The organism is Pseudomonas sp. GW823-FHT05G12, from assembly GCF_058795575.1.
In genome coordinates, this window is sequence record NZ_CM179501.1 from 5,521,454 (window position 1) to 5,538,568 (window position 17,115).

General features: G+C 63.5%; 15 protein-coding genes. 7 read left to right on the forward strand and 8 right to left on the reverse strand.

Annotated elements, in window-relative coordinates:
* Positions 1–10 precede the first annotated feature (10 nt).
* The 6 genes from AC3RCM_RS25160 to yccS all read left to right on the forward strand — a co-directional run bounded on the left by AC3RCM_RS25160 (position 11) and on the right by yccS (position 9,458).
* Positions 11–1,453, forward strand: coding sequence for a TldD/PmbA family protein (locus tag AC3RCM_RS25160; protein ID WP_198748373.1), 1,443 nt, complete (start codon positions 11–13; stop codon positions 1,451–1,453).
* Positions 1,453–2,772, forward strand: coding sequence for a TldD/PmbA family protein (locus AC3RCM_RS25165; protein ID WP_492629242.1), 1,320 nt, complete (start codon positions 1,453–1,455; stop codon positions 2,770–2,772). The genes AC3RCM_RS25160 and AC3RCM_RS25165 overlap by 1 nt, the downstream gene beginning before the upstream one ends.
* Before the next feature lie 109 nt (positions 2,773–2,881).
* Entirely contained in the window at positions 2,882–4,309 is a 1,428-nt protein-coding gene (gene mdtD, locus AC3RCM_RS25170; protein ID WP_003249408.1) for a multidrug transporter subunit MdtD, read from the forward strand.
* A gap of 112 nt (positions 4,310–4,421) precedes the next feature.
* Positions 4,422–5,759: an ATP-dependent RNA helicase DbpA gene (gene dbpA / locus AC3RCM_RS25175; RefSeq protein WP_230065385.1), complete on the forward strand. Its 1,338-nt coding sequence runs from the start codon at positions 4,422–4,424 to the stop codon at positions 5,757–5,759.
* Positions 5,760–5,881: 122 nt separating this feature from the next.
* Entirely contained in the window at positions 5,882–7,063 is a 1,182-nt protein-coding gene (locus tag AC3RCM_RS25180) for a BaiN/RdsA family NAD(P)/FAD-dependent oxidoreductase (protein ID WP_020190675.1), read from the forward strand.
* A 211-nt stretch (positions 7,064–7,274) separates the two neighbouring features.
* Entirely contained in the window at positions 7,275–9,458 is a 2,184-nt protein-coding gene (gene yccS / locus AC3RCM_RS25185) for a YccS family putative transporter (protein WP_020192743.1), read from the forward strand.
* Positions 9,459–9,476: 18 nt separating this feature from the next.
* On the opposite strand, the gene AC3RCM_RS25190 is transcribed toward yccS, so the two are convergent.
* On the reverse strand, positions 9,477–10,214 hold the full coding sequence (locus AC3RCM_RS25190; protein ID WP_020192742.1) for a substrate-binding periplasmic protein: 738 nt from the start codon (positions 10,212–10,214) through the stop codon (positions 9,477–9,479).
* Positions 10,215–10,367: 153 nt separating this feature from the next.
* On the opposite strand from AC3RCM_RS25190, the gene AC3RCM_RS25195 reads away from it, so the two are divergent.
* The gene (locus AC3RCM_RS25195; protein WP_064492594.1) at positions 10,368–10,820 is read left to right on the forward strand and encodes a GNAT family N-acetyltransferase; all 453 of its coding nucleotides are present in this window, start codon (positions 10,368–10,370) and stop codon (positions 10,818–10,820) included.
* A 25-nt stretch (positions 10,821–10,845) separates the two neighbouring features.
* Here the strand turns inward: AC3RCM_RS25195 and AC3RCM_RS25200 are convergent, their stop codons facing one another.
* The 7 genes from AC3RCM_RS25200 to AC3RCM_RS25230 all read right to left on the reverse strand — a co-directional run bounded on the left by AC3RCM_RS25200 (position 10,846) and on the right by AC3RCM_RS25230 (position 17,106).
* Complete coding sequence (locus tag AC3RCM_RS25200; RefSeq protein ID WP_003249396.1) at positions 10,846–11,142, reverse strand: winged helix-turn-helix domain-containing protein; 297 nt, start codon at positions 11,140–11,142, stop codon at positions 10,846–10,848.
* Positions 11,143–11,154: 12 nt separating this feature from the next.
* The gene (locus AC3RCM_RS25205; RefSeq protein ID WP_054889349.1) at positions 11,155–11,655 is read right to left on the reverse strand and encodes a M48 metallopeptidase family protein; all 501 of its coding nucleotides are present in this window, start codon (positions 11,653–11,655) and stop codon (positions 11,155–11,157) included.
* 39 nt (positions 11,656–11,694) lie between these two features.
* Positions 11,695–13,824 carry a putative bifunctional diguanylate cyclase/phosphodiesterase gene (locus AC3RCM_RS25210; RefSeq protein ID WP_064492595.1) on the reverse strand — a complete coding sequence of 710 codons (2,130 nt, stop codon included), beginning with the start codon at positions 13,822–13,824 and terminating at the stop codon, positions 11,695–11,697.
* A gap of 212 nt (positions 13,825–14,036) precedes the next feature.
* Positions 14,037–15,101 carry a class II fructose-bisphosphate aldolase gene (gene fba / locus AC3RCM_RS25215; protein ID WP_010955535.1) on the reverse strand — a complete coding sequence of 355 codons (1,065 nt, stop codon included), beginning with the start codon at positions 15,099–15,101 and terminating at the stop codon, positions 14,037–14,039.
* A gap of 100 nt (positions 15,102–15,201) precedes the next feature.
* Positions 15,202–15,531 (reverse strand): MliC family protein, encoded by a 330-nt coding sequence (locus tag AC3RCM_RS25220; protein WP_004576614.1) that lies wholly within the window; start codon positions 15,529–15,531, stop codon positions 15,202–15,204.
* Between the two features lie 160 nt (positions 15,532–15,691).
* Positions 15,692–15,943 (reverse strand): hypothetical protein, encoded by a 252-nt coding sequence (locus AC3RCM_RS25225; RefSeq protein ID WP_020193575.1) that lies wholly within the window; start codon positions 15,941–15,943, stop codon positions 15,692–15,694.
* Positions 15,943–17,106: a phosphoglycerate kinase gene (locus AC3RCM_RS25230; protein ID WP_010955537.1), complete on the reverse strand. Its 1,164-nt coding sequence runs from the start codon at positions 17,104–17,106 to the stop codon at positions 15,943–15,945. Before AC3RCM_RS25230 ends, AC3RCM_RS25225 begins: the two co-directional genes overlap by 1 nt.
* Positions 17,107–17,115: the final 9 nt, after the last annotated feature.

Here is a 17,115-nt window from a genome sequence, read left to right on the forward strand (position 1 = left end):
AGGCATCCGCATGTTCGATTCCAGCGCCCTGCTGCGCCAGCGCTTTGCTGCGCTGCGCAGTACGGCCGAGTTGTTTTCCCTGCGCCATGTGAAACAGTCGCACCAGGCGCTTTCGGTTCGCCGCAACGTCGCCGAACCACCCTTCTTCAACCAGGATGAGGGCGCCATGCTTACCGTGCGGGTCAATGGCGTGGAGGCCTACGCTGCCACCGCCGACCTGTCCCAGGCTGGCCTGCAGCGCGCCCTTGAGCAAGCCGAGGCGCTGGCGCGGCAGATCGCCCGGCACAGCCTGCTGGACCTGCGCGAACAAGCCGTGACCAGCGCACGCCACGACCATGTTTCGCCCAACTTCGACCAACCCGTACCCAGCCTCGCCGACTGCCTTGGCCTGCTCGCCGCCGAATCGGCCAGCGTGCCCAAGGACAGCCGTTTGGTGGACTGGCAGGCCAGCCTGGGGCTGAGCCTGGTCGAGCAAACCTACCTGAACTCGGCCGGCGCCGAACTGCGCCATGCCCAGCGCTTCCTGTTCCCGGGCCTGGGGGTGACCGCCAGCGACGGCCAGGACAGCCAAAGCCGCAGCCTGGGCCGCGACAACTTCGGCCAACAGGGTGGTTTCGAGATCATCGAGCGCTGCGGCCTGGTCGGCGCGGCCAGCCGGGTGGCCGACGAAGCACTGCAACTGCTGCTGGCACCGAACACCCCCAGTGGCCCGCGCGACCTGCTGTTGATGCCGGACCAGATGATGCTGCAGATTCACGAATCCATCGGCCACCCGCTGGAGATGGACCGCATTCTCGGCGACGAGCGCAACTACGCCGGCACCAGCTTCGTCAAAGCCAGCGACTTCGGCCACCTGCAGTACGGCTCCAGCCTGCTGAACGTGACCTTCGACCCGACCATTGGCGAAGAGCTGGCCAGCTACAGTCATGACGATGACGGCACCCCGGCCAGCAAAGCGTTCCTGATACGCGACGGCCTGCTGCTGCGCCCGCTGGGTGGCGCGCTGTCGCAGTTCCGCTCTGGCCTGGACGGCGTGGCCAACAGCCGTGCCTGCGGCTGGAACCGCGCGCCGATCGACCGCATGGCCAACCTCAACATCGAGCCGGGCGACCAGTCTTTCGAGCAACTGATCGGAGGCATCGAGCACGGCATCCTGATGCGTACCAACCGTTCCTGGTCCATCGACGATGCGCGCAACAAGTTCCAGTTCGGCTGCGAATGGGGCCAGTTGATTGAAAATGGCGAGCTCAAGGGCATCGTCAAGAACCCCAACTACCGCGGCATCTCCGCGCAGTTCTGGCGCAACCTGTCGGCGGTTGGCGACCACAGTACCTTCCAGGTGCTGGGCACGCCCAACTGTGGCAAGGGCGAACCCAATCAGGTGGTGCGGGTCGGCCACGCCTCGCCGGCCTGTGTGTTCCGCCAGATCGATGTATTCGGAGGAGACGCGTGATGAAACAGGCTTTCGAAACCCTGGTCGGGGAGGTGCGCACCGCCCTTCAGGCGGGCGAGCAGTTCACCCTCGGTTACAGTGCCGAGCAATCGCAGTTCGTGCGTTTCAACCATGCCAAGGTGCGCCAGGCCGGCGAAGTAAACCAGGCCACTGTGCAATTGCGGCTGATCCACGATGGCCGCCAGGCTGAACAGCAAGTGACCTTGAGTGGCGATGCGCAGCTGGACCGCCAACGCCTGGCGGATGCCCTGGAGCAGCTGCGCCAGACACTGCCGCTACTCGCCGTCGACCCTTACCTGCGGCTGGACGAGAGCCCCTGGCACAGCCATAGCCAGCAAGCGCAGGCGCTGCCAGACCTGAACGAAGTGCTGGCACTGCTGGAGCGTGATGCCGGTGACCTGGACCTGGTCGGTATATACGCCGCTGGCCCGGTCTGCCGGGGCTTCGCCAGCTCGTTCGGCGCTTTCGGCTGGCACCAGGCCAACAGCTTCAACTTTGATTGGAGCTTGTTCCACCCAAACGGCGAAGCGGTGAAAGCCAACTATGCCGGCCAGCTGTGGAACGCCGACGACTTCAGCGCACGCCTGCGCCAGGCGCGGGAGCAATCGGGCTTTCTTGGGCGCCCGGCGGTGACCCTCAAGCCAGGCAGCTACCGCGCTTTCCTGGCGCCGGCAGCGATGGACGAGATCGCCGGCATGTTGTGCTGGGGCGGTTTTTCCGCGCAGGCCCTGGCGACTGGCAACAGTGCCTTGCAGCGCCTGTACAACGGCGATGCGCGGCTTAGCCCGCTGGTGAGCTTTACCGAGCAGGTCAGTGGCTCGTTGAGCCCGGCGTTTTCCGATGAAGGCTCGCCGCGCCTGGATGTGCCGTTGATTCAGCAAGGAGAGGCGCTGCAACGGCTGATCAGTGCGCGCAGTGCGGCCGAATTCGGGCTGCTGGCCAATGGCGCCGACAGCTACGAGTCGCCTTGCGCGCTCAGCCTGGCGCCGGGTAGTTTGCCCACCGAGCAAATCCTGCAGCGGCTTGGCACCGGGCTGTACATCAGCAACCTGTGGTACCTGAACTACTCGGACCTGCCAGCGGCGCGCATGACCGGGCTGACCCGCTTCGCCACTTTCTGGGTAGAAGACGGGCAGATCCAGGGGCCGGTGAGTACCATGCGCTTCGATGACAGCCTGTACAGCTTGCTGGGCAGCCAGCTTGAGGACCTGACCCAGGAGCGCGAGATGATCCTGTCGACAAGTACTTATGGACAGCGCAGTACCGGGTCGAGTCATTTGCCCGGGGCACTGGTCAAAGGCCTGACCCTGACATTGTGACTGGACTTGCCGGCCCTTTCGCGGCTAAAGCCGCACCTACAAGGAACGCGTAACCCCTGTAGGAGCGGCTTTAGCCGCGAAAGGGCCGGCACTGACAAACGAGGACGTCATGCCCGAACGCACCCCGCTGGACCCCGTCACTGCCCGCTGGATCCCTTGGGTGGTGGCCATCGCCTTCTTCATGCAGTCCCTGGACGGCACCATCCTCAACACCGCACTGCCGGCCATGGCCCGCTCGTTGGCCGAAGACCCCTTGCGCATGCAGGGTGTGATCATTGCCTACATGCTCACCGTGGCCCTGCTGATCCCCGCCTCAGGCTGGATCGCCGACCGTTTCGGCACCAAGCGCATCTTCTTCAGCGCCATCTTGCTGTTCAGCTTTGGCTCGCTGCTGTGCGCTGCAGCCAACAGCCTTGGCTTCCTGATCTTCGCCCGCGTGGTGCAGGGCCTGGGCGGTGCGCTGATGCTGCCGGTCGGGCGGCTGGTGGTGCTGCGCGCCTACCCACGCAGCGAGCTGGTGCGGATCATGAGTTTCATCACCATCCCCGGCCTGCTCGGGCCATTGCTGGGCCCAACGGTCGGTGGCTGGCTGGTGGAAATCCTCAGCTGGCACTGGATCTTCCTGCTCAACCTGCCAGTCGGCCTGCTTGGCTGCATTGCCGTGTGGAAGTTCATCCCGGACTTGCGCGGCGCCGAGCGCACCACCTTCGACGGCCCTGGTTTCCTGCTGTTCGGCGCAGCGATGGTACTGATCACCATTGCCATGGAAGGCCTGGGCGAGCTGCACCTGCCGCACTTGCGGGTAATGTTGCTGCTGTTCGCCGGCATGGCCTGCCTGGCCGCGTACTGGCTGCGCGCCGGGCGCGACCCGGAGCCGCTGTTCTCGCCCAGCCTGTTCCGCGTGCGTACTTTCGCCATCGGCATCCTCGGCAACCTGTTCGCCCGCCTGGGCAGCGGCGCTCTGCCGTTCCTGGTGCCGTTGCTGCTGCAGGTCGCGCTGGGCTACTCACCCGCCCAGGCCGGCATGAGCATGATCCCGCTGGCGGCGGCGGCCATGCTGGCCAAATCCATTGCCCGACCGCTGATCGAACGGTTCGGCTATCGCATCATCCTCACCGGCAATACCTTGCTGCTGGGCATCCTGCTGGCAAGCCTGGGCCTGGTGGACGAGCAGACCCCTTATTGGCTGCTGTTGGTGCAGCTTGGCCTCCTGGGCGCAGTGAACTCCATGCAGTTCACTGCGATGAACACAGTGACGCTCATCGATCTCGACGACGCCAGCGCCAGCAGCGGTAACAGCCTGCTGTCGGTGGTCGCGCAACTGTCGCTGAGCCTGGGTGTGGCCTGCGCCGGCGCACTGTTGGGCGGCTTTACTGCGGCAGGCAGCGCCGAAGGCGTGGAAACCACCCTGGGCGCGTTCCAGCTGACCTTCGTCACCATCGGTGTAATGGCCATGCTGGCAGCAGCGATCTTCCTGCAGCTGGCGCCGACGGACGGAAGGCGTGCCCGTCGTCCGGAACAACACATGGAGTCGTAGGGCGAATGGCCACGAGGCTGGTAGACTATGCGGCATTTTTCGCTTCGCACCGCAGGCCCGCCTCGTGACCACCGAATCCACCGCCTTTGCCACCTTGCCGCTGTCCACTGCCATGCTGGCCAACCTGGAGGCGCTCGGCTATGCCTCGATGACGCCGATCCAGGCCCAGAGCCTGCCTGTCATCCTGAAAGGCCAGGACCTGATCGCCCAGGCCAAGACCGGTAGCGGCAAGACTGCCGCCTTCGGCATCGGCCTGCTCAACCCGATCAACCCGCGCTACTTCGGCTGCCAGGCGTTGGTGCTCTGCCCTACCCGCGAACTCGCCGACCAGGTGGCCAAGGAGCTGCGCCGCCTGGCCCGTGCCGAGGACAACATCAAGATCCTGACCCTGTGCGGCGGCGTTTCGCTGGGCCCACAGATCGCTTCGCTGGAGCACGGCGCGCACATCATCGTCGGCACCCCAGGGCGCATCCAGCAGCACCTGGACAAAGGCACTCTGGTCCTGGACGGGTTGAACACCCTGGTGCTGGACGAAGCCGACCGCATGCTCGACATGGGCTTCTTCGACGCCATCGCCAGCATCATCGGCAAGACCCCGTCGCGCCGCCAGACCCTGCTGTTCTCGGCCACCTACCCGGCCGGCATCAAGCAACTGGCCGCCGACTTCATGCGCAACCCGCAGCAGGTCAAGGTCGAAAGCCTGCACACCGACAACCAGATCGAGCAGCGTTTCATCGAGATTGACCCGCAGCAACGCCTGGAAGCCGTCACCCGCGTGCTCGGCCACTACCGCCCGCAGTCGTGCGTAGCGTTCTGCTTCACCAAGCAGCAATGCGAGGACGTGGTCGCCCACCTGACCGCCAAGGGCATCGTCGCCCAGGCCCTGCACGGCGACCTGGAGCAGCGCGACCGTGACCAAGTGCTGACCATGTTCGCCAACCGCAGTAGCTCGGTGCTGGTGGCTACCGACGTGGCCGCGCGCGGCCTGGACATCGATGGCCTGGACATGGTCATCAACGTGGAGCTGGCGCGTGATGCCGAAATCCACGTGCACCGCGTGGGCCGTACCGGCCGCGCCGGCGAGAAAGGCGTTGCGGTCAGCCTGGTGGCACCGGCCGAAGGCCACCGCGCCCAGGCCATCGAAGCGCTGCAGAAGAGCCCGCTGCGCTGGGACCAGCTGGACAGCCTGAAAAACAAGGGCGGCGAGCCCCTGCTGCCGGTGATGACCACACTGTGCATTGCCGCTGGCCGCAAGGACAAGCTGCGCCCTGGCGACATCCTGGGGGCCCTGACCGGTGATGCCGGCATCCCGGGCAAGCAAGTGGGCAAGATCGCCATCTTCGACTTCCAGGCGTTTGTGGCCGTGGAGCGGGCGCTGGCCAAGCAGGCCATGCAGCGGCTGAACAGCGGTAAGATCAAGGGTCGCGCCCTGAAAGTCCGCATTATCTAAAGCCAGGCAAAGCCCCCTGTAGGAGCGGGTTTACCCGCGAACGCGGCAGTAAATGCATCGTCGCATTCGCGGGTGAAACCGTTCCCACAGGGTTCAGCATTTCAAATCTGAAGGTTCATACCGTGCACTCCACCGACGTGATCATCCTTGGCGCCGGCGCCGCCGGCCTGATGTGCGCCCAGCTCAGCGCCCGTCGCGGCCGCCGGGTGCTGCTGCTCGACCACGCCAACAAGCCAGGCAAGAAAATCCTCATGTCCGGCGGCGGGCGTTGCAACTTCACCAACCTGTACACCGAGCCGGCCAACTTCCTTTCGCACAACGCGCACTTCTGCAAGTCGGCCCTGGCCCGCTACACCCAGTGGGACTTCATCGAGCTGGTGTGCAAGCACGGCGTGGCGTACCACGAGAAGAAGCTCGGCCAGCTGTTCTGTGACAACAAGGCCAGCGACATCCTCGACATGCTGCTGGCCGAGTGCGACGAGGCCGGTGCCGAGATCCGCATGCACACCAGCATCGAACAGATCGAGAAGACCGAAAGCGGCTACCTGCTGCAGACCAGCGGCGGCCAGTTCGCCTGCCAGTCGCTGGTCATCGCCACCGGCGGCCTGTCGATCCCGACCCTGGGCGCCACCGGTTTCGGCTACCAGGTGGCCCGCCAGTTCGGCCACACCCTGCTGCCAACCCGCGCTGGGCTGGTGCCATTCACCATCACCGAGCCCCAACTCAAGGCGATGTGCACCGAGTTGTCCGGCACCTCGCTGGACTGCACCGCCAGCTGCAATGGCACCAGCTTCCGCGAAAACCTGCTGTTCACGCACCGCGGCCTGAGCGGCCCGGCAATCTTGCAGATCTCATCGTTCTGGGAAGCCGGTGACACGGTCGAGATCAACCTGTTGCCCGACCGTGATGCGCTTTCCTGGCTGCAACAGATGCAGGCCGAACGCGCCAACGCCGAACTGAAGACCGTGCTGGGCGAGGTGTTCACCCGCAAGCTGGCCAACTTGCTGGCCGAGCAGTGGTTCGAGTCGAAGCCAATGAAGCAGTACACCCCGGCGGAACTGGCGCAAATCGCCGAAAAGCTGGCGAACTGGCAAGTTGTACCGGCCGGCACCGAAGGCTACCGTACCGCCGAAGTGACCCTGGGCGGCGTGGATACCCGCGAGGTGTCGTCCAAGACCATGGAATCGCTGAAAAGCCCCGGCTTGTACTTCATCGGTGAAGTGCTGGATGTCACCGGCCACCTGGGCGGTTTCAACTTCCAGTGGGCTTGGGCATCGGCGAACGCCGCCGCGCAGTTCGTGTAGAGTAGAATCCTTTCAGCAGCACGGAACGCTTCTTGCTGGCCCGTGCTTGGCGCCGTTATTGGGGCCGCTGCGCGCCCCTTCGCGGACGCGCCCGCTCCCGCAGGGCCCTGTGTCGTATGCGTGGGAGCGGGCGTGCCCGCGAAGGGGCGCGAAGCGGCCCCAATAACCGGCCCTGAAAGGTATTCTTCTGATCACCGCCTGGCAGGCCATCATGTCATCGAGCTCGTTCCGTCAGTCACTGCGTCGCCTGTGGGGCCAAGACAAGTTCAGCTACAGCATCCGGGTCACCATTGCCCTCACCGGCAGCCTGGCCCTGTGCTGGTACCAGAACGAGATGGCCCTGCTGATTCCGCTGTTCCTCGGCATCATCGCCAGCGCCCTGGCCGAAACCGACGACAGCTGGCAGGGCCGCCTCAGCGCCCTGGCCGTTACCCTGGTGTGCTTCGCCATCGCTGCACTGGCAGTCGAGTTGCTGTTCCCCTACCCCTGGATCTTCGTCATTGCCCTGGCCCTGGCTGCCTTTGGCCTGACCATGCTCGGGGCGCTGGGCGAGCGCTACGGCGCCATCGCTTCGGCCACCTTGATCACTGCGGTCTACACCATGATCGGGGTGGACCAGCGCGGCGGCCAGGTCACCGATTTCTGGCACGAACCGCTGCTGCTGGTGGCAGGTGCGGCCTGGTACGGGTTGTTGTCGGTGCTGTGGCAGGCGCTGTTTTCCAACCAGCCGGTACAGCAGAGCCTGGCCAGACTGTTCTTCGAGCTGGGCAGCTACCTGAAGCTCAAGGCCAGCCTGTTTGAACCGGTCCGCACGCTCGACGTCGAGGCACGGCGCCTGGAACTGGCGCAGCAGAACGGCAAGGTGGTGGCCGCGCTGAACGCAGCCAAGGAGATCATCCTGCACCGGGTGGGCAACAGCCAGCCAAACTCGAAGGTAAGCCGCTACCTCAAGCTGTACTTCCTGGCCCAGGACATCCACGAGCGTGTCAGTGCCTCGCACTACCCCTACAACGCACTGACCGAGGCGTTTTTCCACAGTGATGTCATGTTCCGCTGCCAGCGCCTGTTGCGTAAGCAGGGTTCATCCTGCCAGGAACTGGCCCGCTCGATCCGCCTGCGCCAACCGTTCGTACTGGCCAGCGGTTATCCAGAAGCCCTCGAGGACCTCAACGCTTCGCTCGAGCACCTGCGCATCCAGAGCAACCCGGCCTGGCGCAGCCTGCTGCGGTCGCTGCGGGCGCTGGCTGCCAACCTGGCAACGCTGGACCGCCTGCTCAGTGCCGCCAGCAACCCGGATAGCCTGGCCGACGCCAGCGACAGCAGCCTGCTCGACCGCTCGCCACACTCGCTGAAGGACGTGTGGACGCGCCTGCGCACTCAGCTCACACCGACTTCGCTGTTGTTCCGCCATGCCTTGCGCCTGCCGCTGGCGTTGTCGATCGGCTATGGCATGGTGCACCTGATTCACCCGACCCAGGGCTACTGGATCATCCTCACCACGCTGTTCGTCTGCCAGCCCAACTACGGGGCCACGCGGCGCAAGCTGGTGCAGCGAATCTTCGGCACTGCCGTTGGCCTGACCGTGGGCTGGGCCTTGTTCGACCTGTTCCCCAACCCGGTCATCCAGTCGTTGTTCGCCGTGGTTGCCGGGGTGGTGTTCTTCGTCAACCGCACCACCCGCTACACCCTGGCCACTGCGGCGATCACCCTGATGGTGCTGTTCTGCTTCAACCAGATCGGCGATGGCTACGGCCTGTTCCTGCCACGCCTGTTCGATACGCTGGTGGGCAGCCTGATTGCCATTCTTGCAGTGTTCCTGTTCCTGCCTGACTGGCAGGGCCGACGGCTGAACAAGGCGCTGGCCAATACCCTGGCCTGCGCCAGCGTGTACCTGCGCCAGATCATGCAGCAGTACGCCCACGGCAAGCGCGACGACCTGGCCTACCGCCTGGCCCGGCGCAATGCCCACAACGCTGACGCGGCGTTGTCCACCACCTTGGCCAACATGCTGATGGAGCCGGGGCATTTCCGTAAGGAGGCCGACGTTGGCTTTCGCTTCCTGGTGCTGTCGCACACCTTGCTCAGCTACCTCTCGGGGTTAGGCGCGCACCGCGACACGGCGTTGCCGGCGGAGGTGCAGGAGCAGTTGATCGAAGGCGCCGGGCAAAGCCTGGCCAGCAGCCTGGACGAGATTGCCAACGGCCTGGCCGCACGGCTGCCGGTGGCGATTCACAGTGATGCCGAAGAGGCGCTGGCCAATGCCCTGGAGCAGATGCCGGAAGATCTGGATGAGCATCAGCGGTTGGTGCAGACGCAGTTGGCGTTGATATGCCGGCAGCTGGGGCCATTGCGGACCCTGGCGGCACACCTGATCAAGGAAAATGCCCCGGCGTGATCGTTTTATTGCCTGTGCTCAAAAGCCATACTGACGCAGCAGCCGGGCATAGCTGCCATCGGCCTTCATCGCCGCTATCGCCTGCTCGAAGCGCTCGACGATCCGCTTGTGCTCCGGGTGCTTCAGGCTGACCAGGACATGCAGGGTGTTCTCCCCCAGCGGCGGATCCACCAGCATCACCCTGTCACGCACTTCCTGCGGCTCGCGCTGCAGGTTGTAGCGGGCCACGTACTCGTCCTCCACCGCCAGGCTTACCCGCCCTGCCGCCAACATGCGTACCGCAGAAGAAAAGTTGCGCACCGGCACTTTGTTCAGACGCGGATCCCCGTCGAATTCCGGTGAATAGGCGTAATCACGCACTACCGCAATGCTGTAGGCATAAAGGTCAGACAGACGCGTGTAGCTGAACGCCTCGCCCTTACGTTGCAGCAGGCGAATACGATTACTCAGGTAGGCGCTGGAGAATTGCCCGATATTGGCGCGCGAGTCGTTGTACCAGGCATTGATCAGCACGTCGTAGCGCCCTTCACCTACCCCCAGCAACGCCCGCGCCCACGGCACCTCTTCATAGCCGCTGGCGTAGCCGGCACGGGCCAGTGCGGTGGTAACGATGCTGGTCGCAAGGCCGCCGCCCGGCATCTTGGCATCGGTGAACGGTGGCCAGTTGTCGGCCACCAGGCGTAGCTTGTCGTGACCCGGGGCAGGTGTTGCCAGCATCGTTGTCAGCAATCCCAGAACACAAAGCAGTGGCCGCATGCTCACGTCCTTTCGCAATGGAGGGCAACACTGCCAGTGAGATTACACAAAGCGCTTGCCGAGGGCAGCGGCCAATAGTGTCATTTAGCCTCTATTTTGGCCGAAGCACATGCAGCATGCGATGATCGAGCCCCATCCAAGGAGTTCGTGCCCATGTCAATCGACTGGCTCTGCAAGCACCACACCGACCTCGGCAAGGAGCAGCTCTATGCCATTTTGCAGCTACGCACTGAAGTGCTCGTGGTGGAGCAGCGCCACGCCTACCAGGAAGTCGATGGTCAGGACCTGACTGGCGATACCTTGCACCTCATGGCCTGGCAGGAAGACAAGCTGGTGGCCTACCTGCGCCTGCTGGATCCGCAGTCACAAGGTGGGGATGTGGTGATCGGACGAGTGGTGACATCACCGCAGGCGCGAGGTTTGCAGCTCGACGAAAGCTTGCTGCTCAAGGGGCTGGAAGCGGCGGAGCATTGCTGGCCGGGGGTGCCGGTTTATCTGTCGGCTCCAGCGCATTTACAGGCGTTTTATGCCCGCCATGGGTTTGCCGTGGTGGGCGAGGAGTCTTCGGAGGACGGCATCGCGTCCATTGGAATGCGCAAGGGATGAGCCCACCCTGTGCGGGCTTTGCACATCAGGGGTAACCCAGCACTTCGCGGATCTGCCGCAAGTGACGGATGATCCACTGCTTGTCGATCGCCCCCCAGTCATGAATGCGATAATGCCCGGCGTGGTTGCGTGCGCCTTCCTGCTGTTCGAACTCGCAGACGATGTCCAGGTCGGCCAGCGCGGCGATAGTGTCCTGAGCTGTGCGACGAGGCATGCCGGTGGCTTCCATCAGGGCGGGCACGCTGGTCGCAGTCTGGCTATCGATCAGCCAGGCCACGTACAGGCGGCGGTAGAAGCTGCTCTTGGTCTTGCTCACTTCCATGCTGCATGTTCCTTAGAGGTTGCCCGGCAGCTCCCGATAGGTCAGGTAGACGCGCAGGTCGAATTCCAGTTGGTGATAGTCCGGCTCCATGTGCTGGCAGAGCTGGTAGAACGCCTTGTTGTGATCTCGCTCGCGCAGGTGCGCCAACTCGTGCACAACAATCATGCGCAAGAACTGTGGCGCGGCCTCCTTGAACAGCGAGGCAATGCGGATTTCCTTCTTCGCCTTGAGCTTGCCGCCCTGCACCCGCGACACCGCCGTGTTCAAGCCCAGGGCCCGATGCGTCAGATCGAGGCGGCTGTCGAACAGCACCTTGTCCAGGTTTGGCGCACTTCGCAGGTACTGTTGGCGCAAATCCTGGGCATAGCCATACAGCGCCTTGTCGTTTTGCACGTCATGGCGGTCAGGGTAACGGCGCTGCAGGTATTCACCCAGGCGGTCGCTGTCGATCATCTGCCGCACCTGCTCCTGCAGGTGCGGGGGGTAGGCTTGCAAGTAACGTAGTACGGTCATGGCGCTGTATTCGGCGTAACGAATGCCGATTCTAGCCAATCACGGCCCTGGCCAGGAGAAAATTGCCGGGAAGCTGCTAGCGTCAGTCGCGGTCATCGGATAAGCCACCAGGAAACCCTGAACGTATTCGCAGCCATTGGCCTTGAGCCAGGCTGCCTGCGCCGGGGTCTCCACCCCCTCGGCGATCACCGTGATACGGTAGTCGGCGCACAGGCCGATCACGCTGCGAACCAACGCAGCATCTACCGCCGAATCGGGCAGACGTGCCACCAGATGACGGTCGAGCTTGAGTGTGTCGATAGGCAGGTCGCGCAGCATGCGCAACGAACAGTCACCCGCACCGAAGTCATCCAGGGCCACCCTCACGCCCAGCTCACGCAAGCGGTGTATCTGTTTGACGGCCGCATCGATGTTATACATCAGCGACGTTTCCGCCACTTCCACCTCCAACTGCGTCGGGACAAGCTGGTAAAGCTGGATGACCCGTTGCAGTTCTTCGACCAGGCCAGGCATGACGAACTGCGCGCGGCTCAGACTGATGCCGAGCACAAGGTCCGGCGGAAACCTGTCGTACCAGGCCTGCCGCTGGGCGGCCCCCTGGCGGTAGATCCAGCTGGCCAGGCGGTTGATCAGCCGCGCTTCTTCCAGCAGCGGGATGAACAGCCCCGGCGGCACATCGCCAACGCTGGGGTGCTGCCAGCGCAGCAAGGCCTCGAAACCACGCAGGCGGCCATCGTGGAAGGCGACCTGTGGCTGGTACACCAAGGTAAAGTCCTGCTGCTCGATGGCCGTGCGCACGCTGTCCTCGAGCATCAATCGCGAGCGCGCCCGTCCGTTGAGTTCCTGATCGTAGAAGCGGTATTGCTGACGCCCCGCTTGCTTGGCGGCGTACATCGCAGCATCGGCCGAACGCAGCAGGCCTTCGACATTGGCGCCGCAGTCCGGGTAGGTGGCAATGCCGATGCTGACCCCAAGGCACACATCGAGCCCGTCTACCTCATGGCTGATGGAAACACGTTCGAGCAACCGCTCGGCAAAACGCCCGGCCTGCTCCGGGTAGGGCAAGCTGTCGAACAGTGCAGTGAACTCATCACCACCCATACGCGCCAGCAAGGCCTCACTGCCAAGGCAGTCCTTGAGCTGCTCGGCCACCCAGCGCAACACCCGGTCGCCCGCGTCGTGGCCGAGCGAGTCGTTGATGCGCTTGAAGCCATCCAGGTCCATGTACATCAGCGCCTGCGCCTTGTCCGAGCGCTCGTTGCGCAACAGTGCACCTTCAGCCGCCTGGTAGAAACCACGGCGGTTGAGCAGGCCGGTGAGCGGGTCAGTAATGGCCTGGTATTCCAGCTGTTGGTGCAAGTTACGCACTGCCGACATGTCCAGCACGGTCACCACCATGGCCTGTTGATCGGCCGGCAACGGCGCACAGGACAGCGCCACCGGCACAAGCTCACCGCCTTGGGTACGCAGTTGGGCATCGTGTACGCGGTAGATCTGCCGCCCCTGGTAGGCCTTGTAGAAGTCCGACTCGCGCCACAGGCTGGTACTGGTCAGTTGCACAACGTCGAGCAATTGGGTGCCCTGCAGGTGTTGCACCGGTGCCGCCAGCAAACGGGAAATGGCCGGATTGGCAAAACTGATGATGCCTTGGGCATCAACCACCAGAATGCCTTCGGCGGCATTTTCCAGGATGGACGCATTGAAGGCCCTGGCCGTCTCCAGCTCGCGACTCAGCTGCTGCAGCATGCGCCGGTTGCGCTGCTGGTCGAGCAGCGCCTGGACCTTGGGCTTGAGGATTTGTGGGTCGAACGGTTTGAACATGTAGTCCACGGCGCCGCTGGCGTAGCCTTTGAGCACGGCCGCTTCGGACTGTTCGTTGGCGGTGAGGAAAATGATCGGGGTCAGTCGGGTACGCTGATTGCCGCGCATCAGCCGGGCGACTTCAAAGCCGTCCATTTCCGGCATCTGTACATCCATCAACACCAGGTCGACTTCGTACTCAAGCAACGCGCTCAAGGCTTCTATCCCAGAGCTTGCCGTCAATACTTGCCAATCCTGCCGGGCCAGCAAGGCCCGCATGCTGATGAGGTTCTCGGGGTAGTCGTCTACCACCAGAAGAACTGAGCTGCCATCCAGTGGCTGCTGCTGTTGAGGGTGAGCGCCATCCATGCTGCTTCTCTGTTATGTGACCGACTTCAAAATACTGTTGGATCCATTAGTACTCTAGACCTGAGGCTGCAACACGCAATGCAATCAGAACGCTATCAATGGTCAAACTGTACGGTAGCCGACTAACGGTCGGTCTGCCGGAATTATGTACAGGTTTCCATCGCCCATAAAAAAACCCGCATCGCTGCGGGTTTTTCAGGGTTACCTGTCGATCAGTTGACCTTGGCGGCCAGTTCACCTTTCAGGTAGCGCTGGTACATACCTTCCAGAGAGATCGGCTTGATCTTCGAGGCATTGCCCGCGGTGCCGAAGGCTTCGTAACGCGCGATGCACACGTCGCGCATGGCCTTGATGGTTTCACCGAAGAACTTGCGCGGGTCGAACTCGCTCGGGTTCTGCGCCATCAGGCGGCGCATGGCACCGGTAGAGGCCAGACGCAGGTCGGTATCGATGTTGACCTTGCGCACGCCGTGCTTGATGCCTTCAACGATTTCTTCGACCGGTACACCGTAGGTTTCTTTGATGTCGCCGCCGTACTGGTTGATGATCGCCAGCCACTCTTGCGGTACCGAGGACGAACCGTGCATCACCAGGTGGGTGTTGGGGATGCGCTTGTGGATTTCCTTGATGCGATCGATGGCCAGCACGTCACCGGTTGGTGGCTTGGTGAACTTGTAGGCACCGTGGCTGGTACCAATGGCGATCGCCAGGGCGTCGACCTGGGTCTTCTTGACGAAGTCGGCGGCTTCTTCCGGGTCGGTCAGCATCTGGCTGTGATCCAGCACGCCTTCGGCGCCGATCCCGTCTTCTTCACCGGCCATGCCGGTTTCCAGCGAACCCAGGCAGCCCAGCTCGCCTTCAACCGAAACGCCGCAGGCGTGAGCCATGGCAACGGTCTGCTGGGTAACGCGGACGTTGTACTCGTAGTCGGTCGGGGTCTTGCCGTCTTCACCCAGCGAGCCGTCCATCATGACCGAGCTGAAGCCCAGCTGGATCGAGCGCTGGCAGACGTCAGGGCTGGTACCGTGGTCCTGGTGCATGCACACCGGAATGTGCGGGAACTCTTCGATGGCAGCCAGGATCAGGTGGCGCAGGAAAGGCGCACCAGCGTATTTGCGGGCACCGGCCGAAGCCTGGACGATCACGGGGGAGTCGGTCTTGTCGGCCGCTTCCATGATGGCGCGCATCTGCTCGAGGTTGTTGACGTTGAAAGCTGGTACGCCGTAGCCGAACTCGGCGGCGTGGTCCAGCATCTGGCGCATGCTAATGAGTGCCATTGTGTATCTCTCTCCCGACAAGCGTCGTTTGTTTCGTGCAAGCCTGCCGCAGGGGCGGTTGCTGTTCAAGTAGTGTGGGCCACCCTCGCGGCCCCCTCAGTCACGGTGCCTTGCAGCCCCGCCCAATCAGATCGTTGGTTGCCACCCAGTACACCAGGCCTTCTTCGCCCTTGGTGTGGAAGGCCAGCATGCCATCGCTGTACAGCGCACCCGAGGCACCCGGTTCAGCCTTGAGCCGATAGACCTGGTCGCCGCCGCCAAGGCGCACGTCAACCTGGTCACGTTGCGCATCGGCGAAGCGCCAAAGCACCTCAGCCTGGGTGTCGCAGACCCAACGGGTCCAGTTGTCTGCCGGGGCCGGTTGCGCCGGCTGCAGCAGTGAGCATCCTGCCAGTGTCGCCAGGGCCGTCACGGCCAAAAGCGCTTTCATTCAGTTTCCTCGATTTGGGGCTGCAGTGCAGCCCTTCGCGGGCTCGCCCGCTCCCACAGGTACAGTGCAGTCTCTGTGGGAGCGGACGAGCCCGCGAAGGGCCGCACAGCGGCCCCTTCTTCAAGACCACAAATCAACGTTCAGGTTGCCTATTACCCGATCAAGGGCAACCCGGCGCCTTGCGCTGGTGGTCTTCGTCGTACTTTTCCAGGCCTTCCGGGCCCACGCGCTTGCCGATGACCGGCACAGTCTCGGCCTGCCAGTCGGACTGATAGCAACCGCCCTTGTGCGACTGCGCCGGGTCGGTATCCGAGGCCGGGCTGCCCGCGCAAGCGCTCAGCAGACCGGCCAGCATCATCACAGGCAATTGTTTGACCACCAGGCCACTCCCTTTGCCAAGCGCCGACGTCATCAGGCCTTGGCCCGCTCTTCCAGGATTGCCACAGCTGGCAGGACCTTGCCCTCGACGAACTCGAGGAAGGCGCCACCACCGGTAGAAATGTAGGAGATTTCCTTGCTGACGCCATATTTGTCGATGGCGGCCAGGGTGTCACCGCCACCGGCGATAGAAAACGCGGCGCTGTCGGCGATGGCCTTGGCCAGTACCTTGGTGCCGTTGCCGAACTGATCGAATTCGAACACGCCAACCGGGCCGTTCCACAGAATGGTTTTCGACGATTTCAGCAGCTCGGCGAAGTTGGCTGCGGTTTGCGGGCCGATGTCCAGGATCATGTCGTCGGCAGCTACGTCGGCAATGGCTTTGACGGTAGCTTCGGCGCTCTCAGCAAACTCCTTGGCAACCACCACGTCGACTGGCAGCGGCACGCTGACCTTGGCGGCAATGGCCTTGGCGGTGTCGACCAGGTCAGGCTCGTACAGCGACTTGCCCACCGGGTGGCCGGCAGCGGCCAGGAAGGTGTTGGCAATACCGCCACCGACGATCAGCTGGTCGCAAACACTGCTCAGGCTGTTCAGCACGTCCAGTTTGGTGGAAACCTTGGAGCCGGCAACGATGGCCGCCATTGGCTTGGCCGGGGCTTTCAGGGCCTTGCCCAGGGCATCCAGTTCGGCTGCCAGCAGTGGGCCGGCAGCGGCCACCTTGGCGAACTTGGCGACGCCATGGGTCGAGCCTTCGGCGCGGTGTGCGGTGCCGAAAGCGTCCATGACGAATACGTCGCACAGGGCTGCGTATTTCTGCGCCAGCTCGTCGGCGTTCTTTTTCTCGCCCTTGTTGAAGCGCACGTTCTCGAACAGCACCAGTTCACCGGCCTGTACCGCGACACCGTCCAGGTAGTCGGCAACCAGCGGCACGTCACGGCCCAGGGCCTTGCTCAGGTAATCGGCGACCGGCTTGAGGCTGTTCTCGGCAGAGAATTCGCCTTCGGTCGGGCGGCCCAGGTGCGAGCAGACCATTACCGCTGCGCCCTTCTCCAGGGCCAGCTTGATGGTCGGCAGCGCTGCCAGGATACGCGCGTCGCTGGCTACCACACCGTCCTTCACAGGCACGTTGAGGTCTTCGCGGATCAGTACGCGCTTACCTTGCAGGTCGAGGTCGGTCATCTTCAACACGGTCATGAATGCAGT

Coding starts and splice junctions, on each gene's coding strand:
- AC3RCM_RS25160 (WP_198748373.1), top strand. CDS start 11: ATGTTCGATTCCAGCGCCCTGCTGCGCCAGCGCTTTGCTGCGCTGCGC.
- AC3RCM_RS25165 (WP_492629242.1), top strand. CDS start 1,453: ATGAAACAGGCTTTCGAAACCCTGGTCGGGGAGGTGCGCACCGCCCTT.
- mdtD (WP_003249408.1), top strand. CDS start 2,882: ATGCCCGAACGCACCCCGCTGGACCCCGTCACTGCCCGCTGGATCCCT.
- dbpA (WP_230065385.1), top strand. CDS start 4,422: ATGCTGGCCAACCTGGAGGCGCTCGGCTATGCCTCGATGACGCCGATC.
- yccS (WP_020192743.1), top strand. CDS start 7,275: ATGTCATCGAGCTCGTTCCGTCAGTCACTGCGTCGCCTGTGGGGCCAA.
- AC3RCM_RS25190 (WP_020192742.1), bottom strand. CDS start 10,214: ATGCGGCCACTGCTTTGTGTTCTGGGATTGCTGACAACGATGCTGGCA.
- AC3RCM_RS25195 (WP_064492594.1), top strand. CDS start 10,368: ATGTCAATCGACTGGCTCTGCAAGCACCACACCGACCTCGGCAAGGAG.
- AC3RCM_RS25200 (WP_003249396.1), bottom strand. CDS start 11,142: ATGGAAGTGAGCAAGACCAAGAGCAGCTTCTACCGCCGCCTGTACGTG.
- AC3RCM_RS25205 (WP_054889349.1), bottom strand. CDS start 11,655: ATGACCGTACTACGTTACTTGCAAGCCTACCCCCCGCACCTGCAGGAG.
- AC3RCM_RS25210 (WP_064492595.1), bottom strand. CDS start 13,824: ATGGATGGCGCTCACCCTCAACAGCAGCAGCCACTGGATGGCAGCTCA.
- fba (WP_010955535.1), bottom strand. CDS start 15,101: ATGGCACTCATTAGCATGCGCCAGATGCTGGACCACGCCGCCGAGTTC.
- AC3RCM_RS25220 (WP_004576614.1), bottom strand. CDS start 15,531: ATGAAAGCGCTTTTGGCCGTGACGGCCCTGGCGACACTGGCAGGATGC.
- AC3RCM_RS25225 (WP_020193575.1), bottom strand. CDS start 15,943: ATGACGTCGGCGCTTGGCAAAGGGAGTGGCCTGGTGGTCAAACAATTG.
- AC3RCM_RS25230 (WP_010955537.1), bottom strand. CDS start 17,106: ATGACCGTGTTGAAGATGACCGACCTCGACCTGCAAGGTAAGCGCGTA.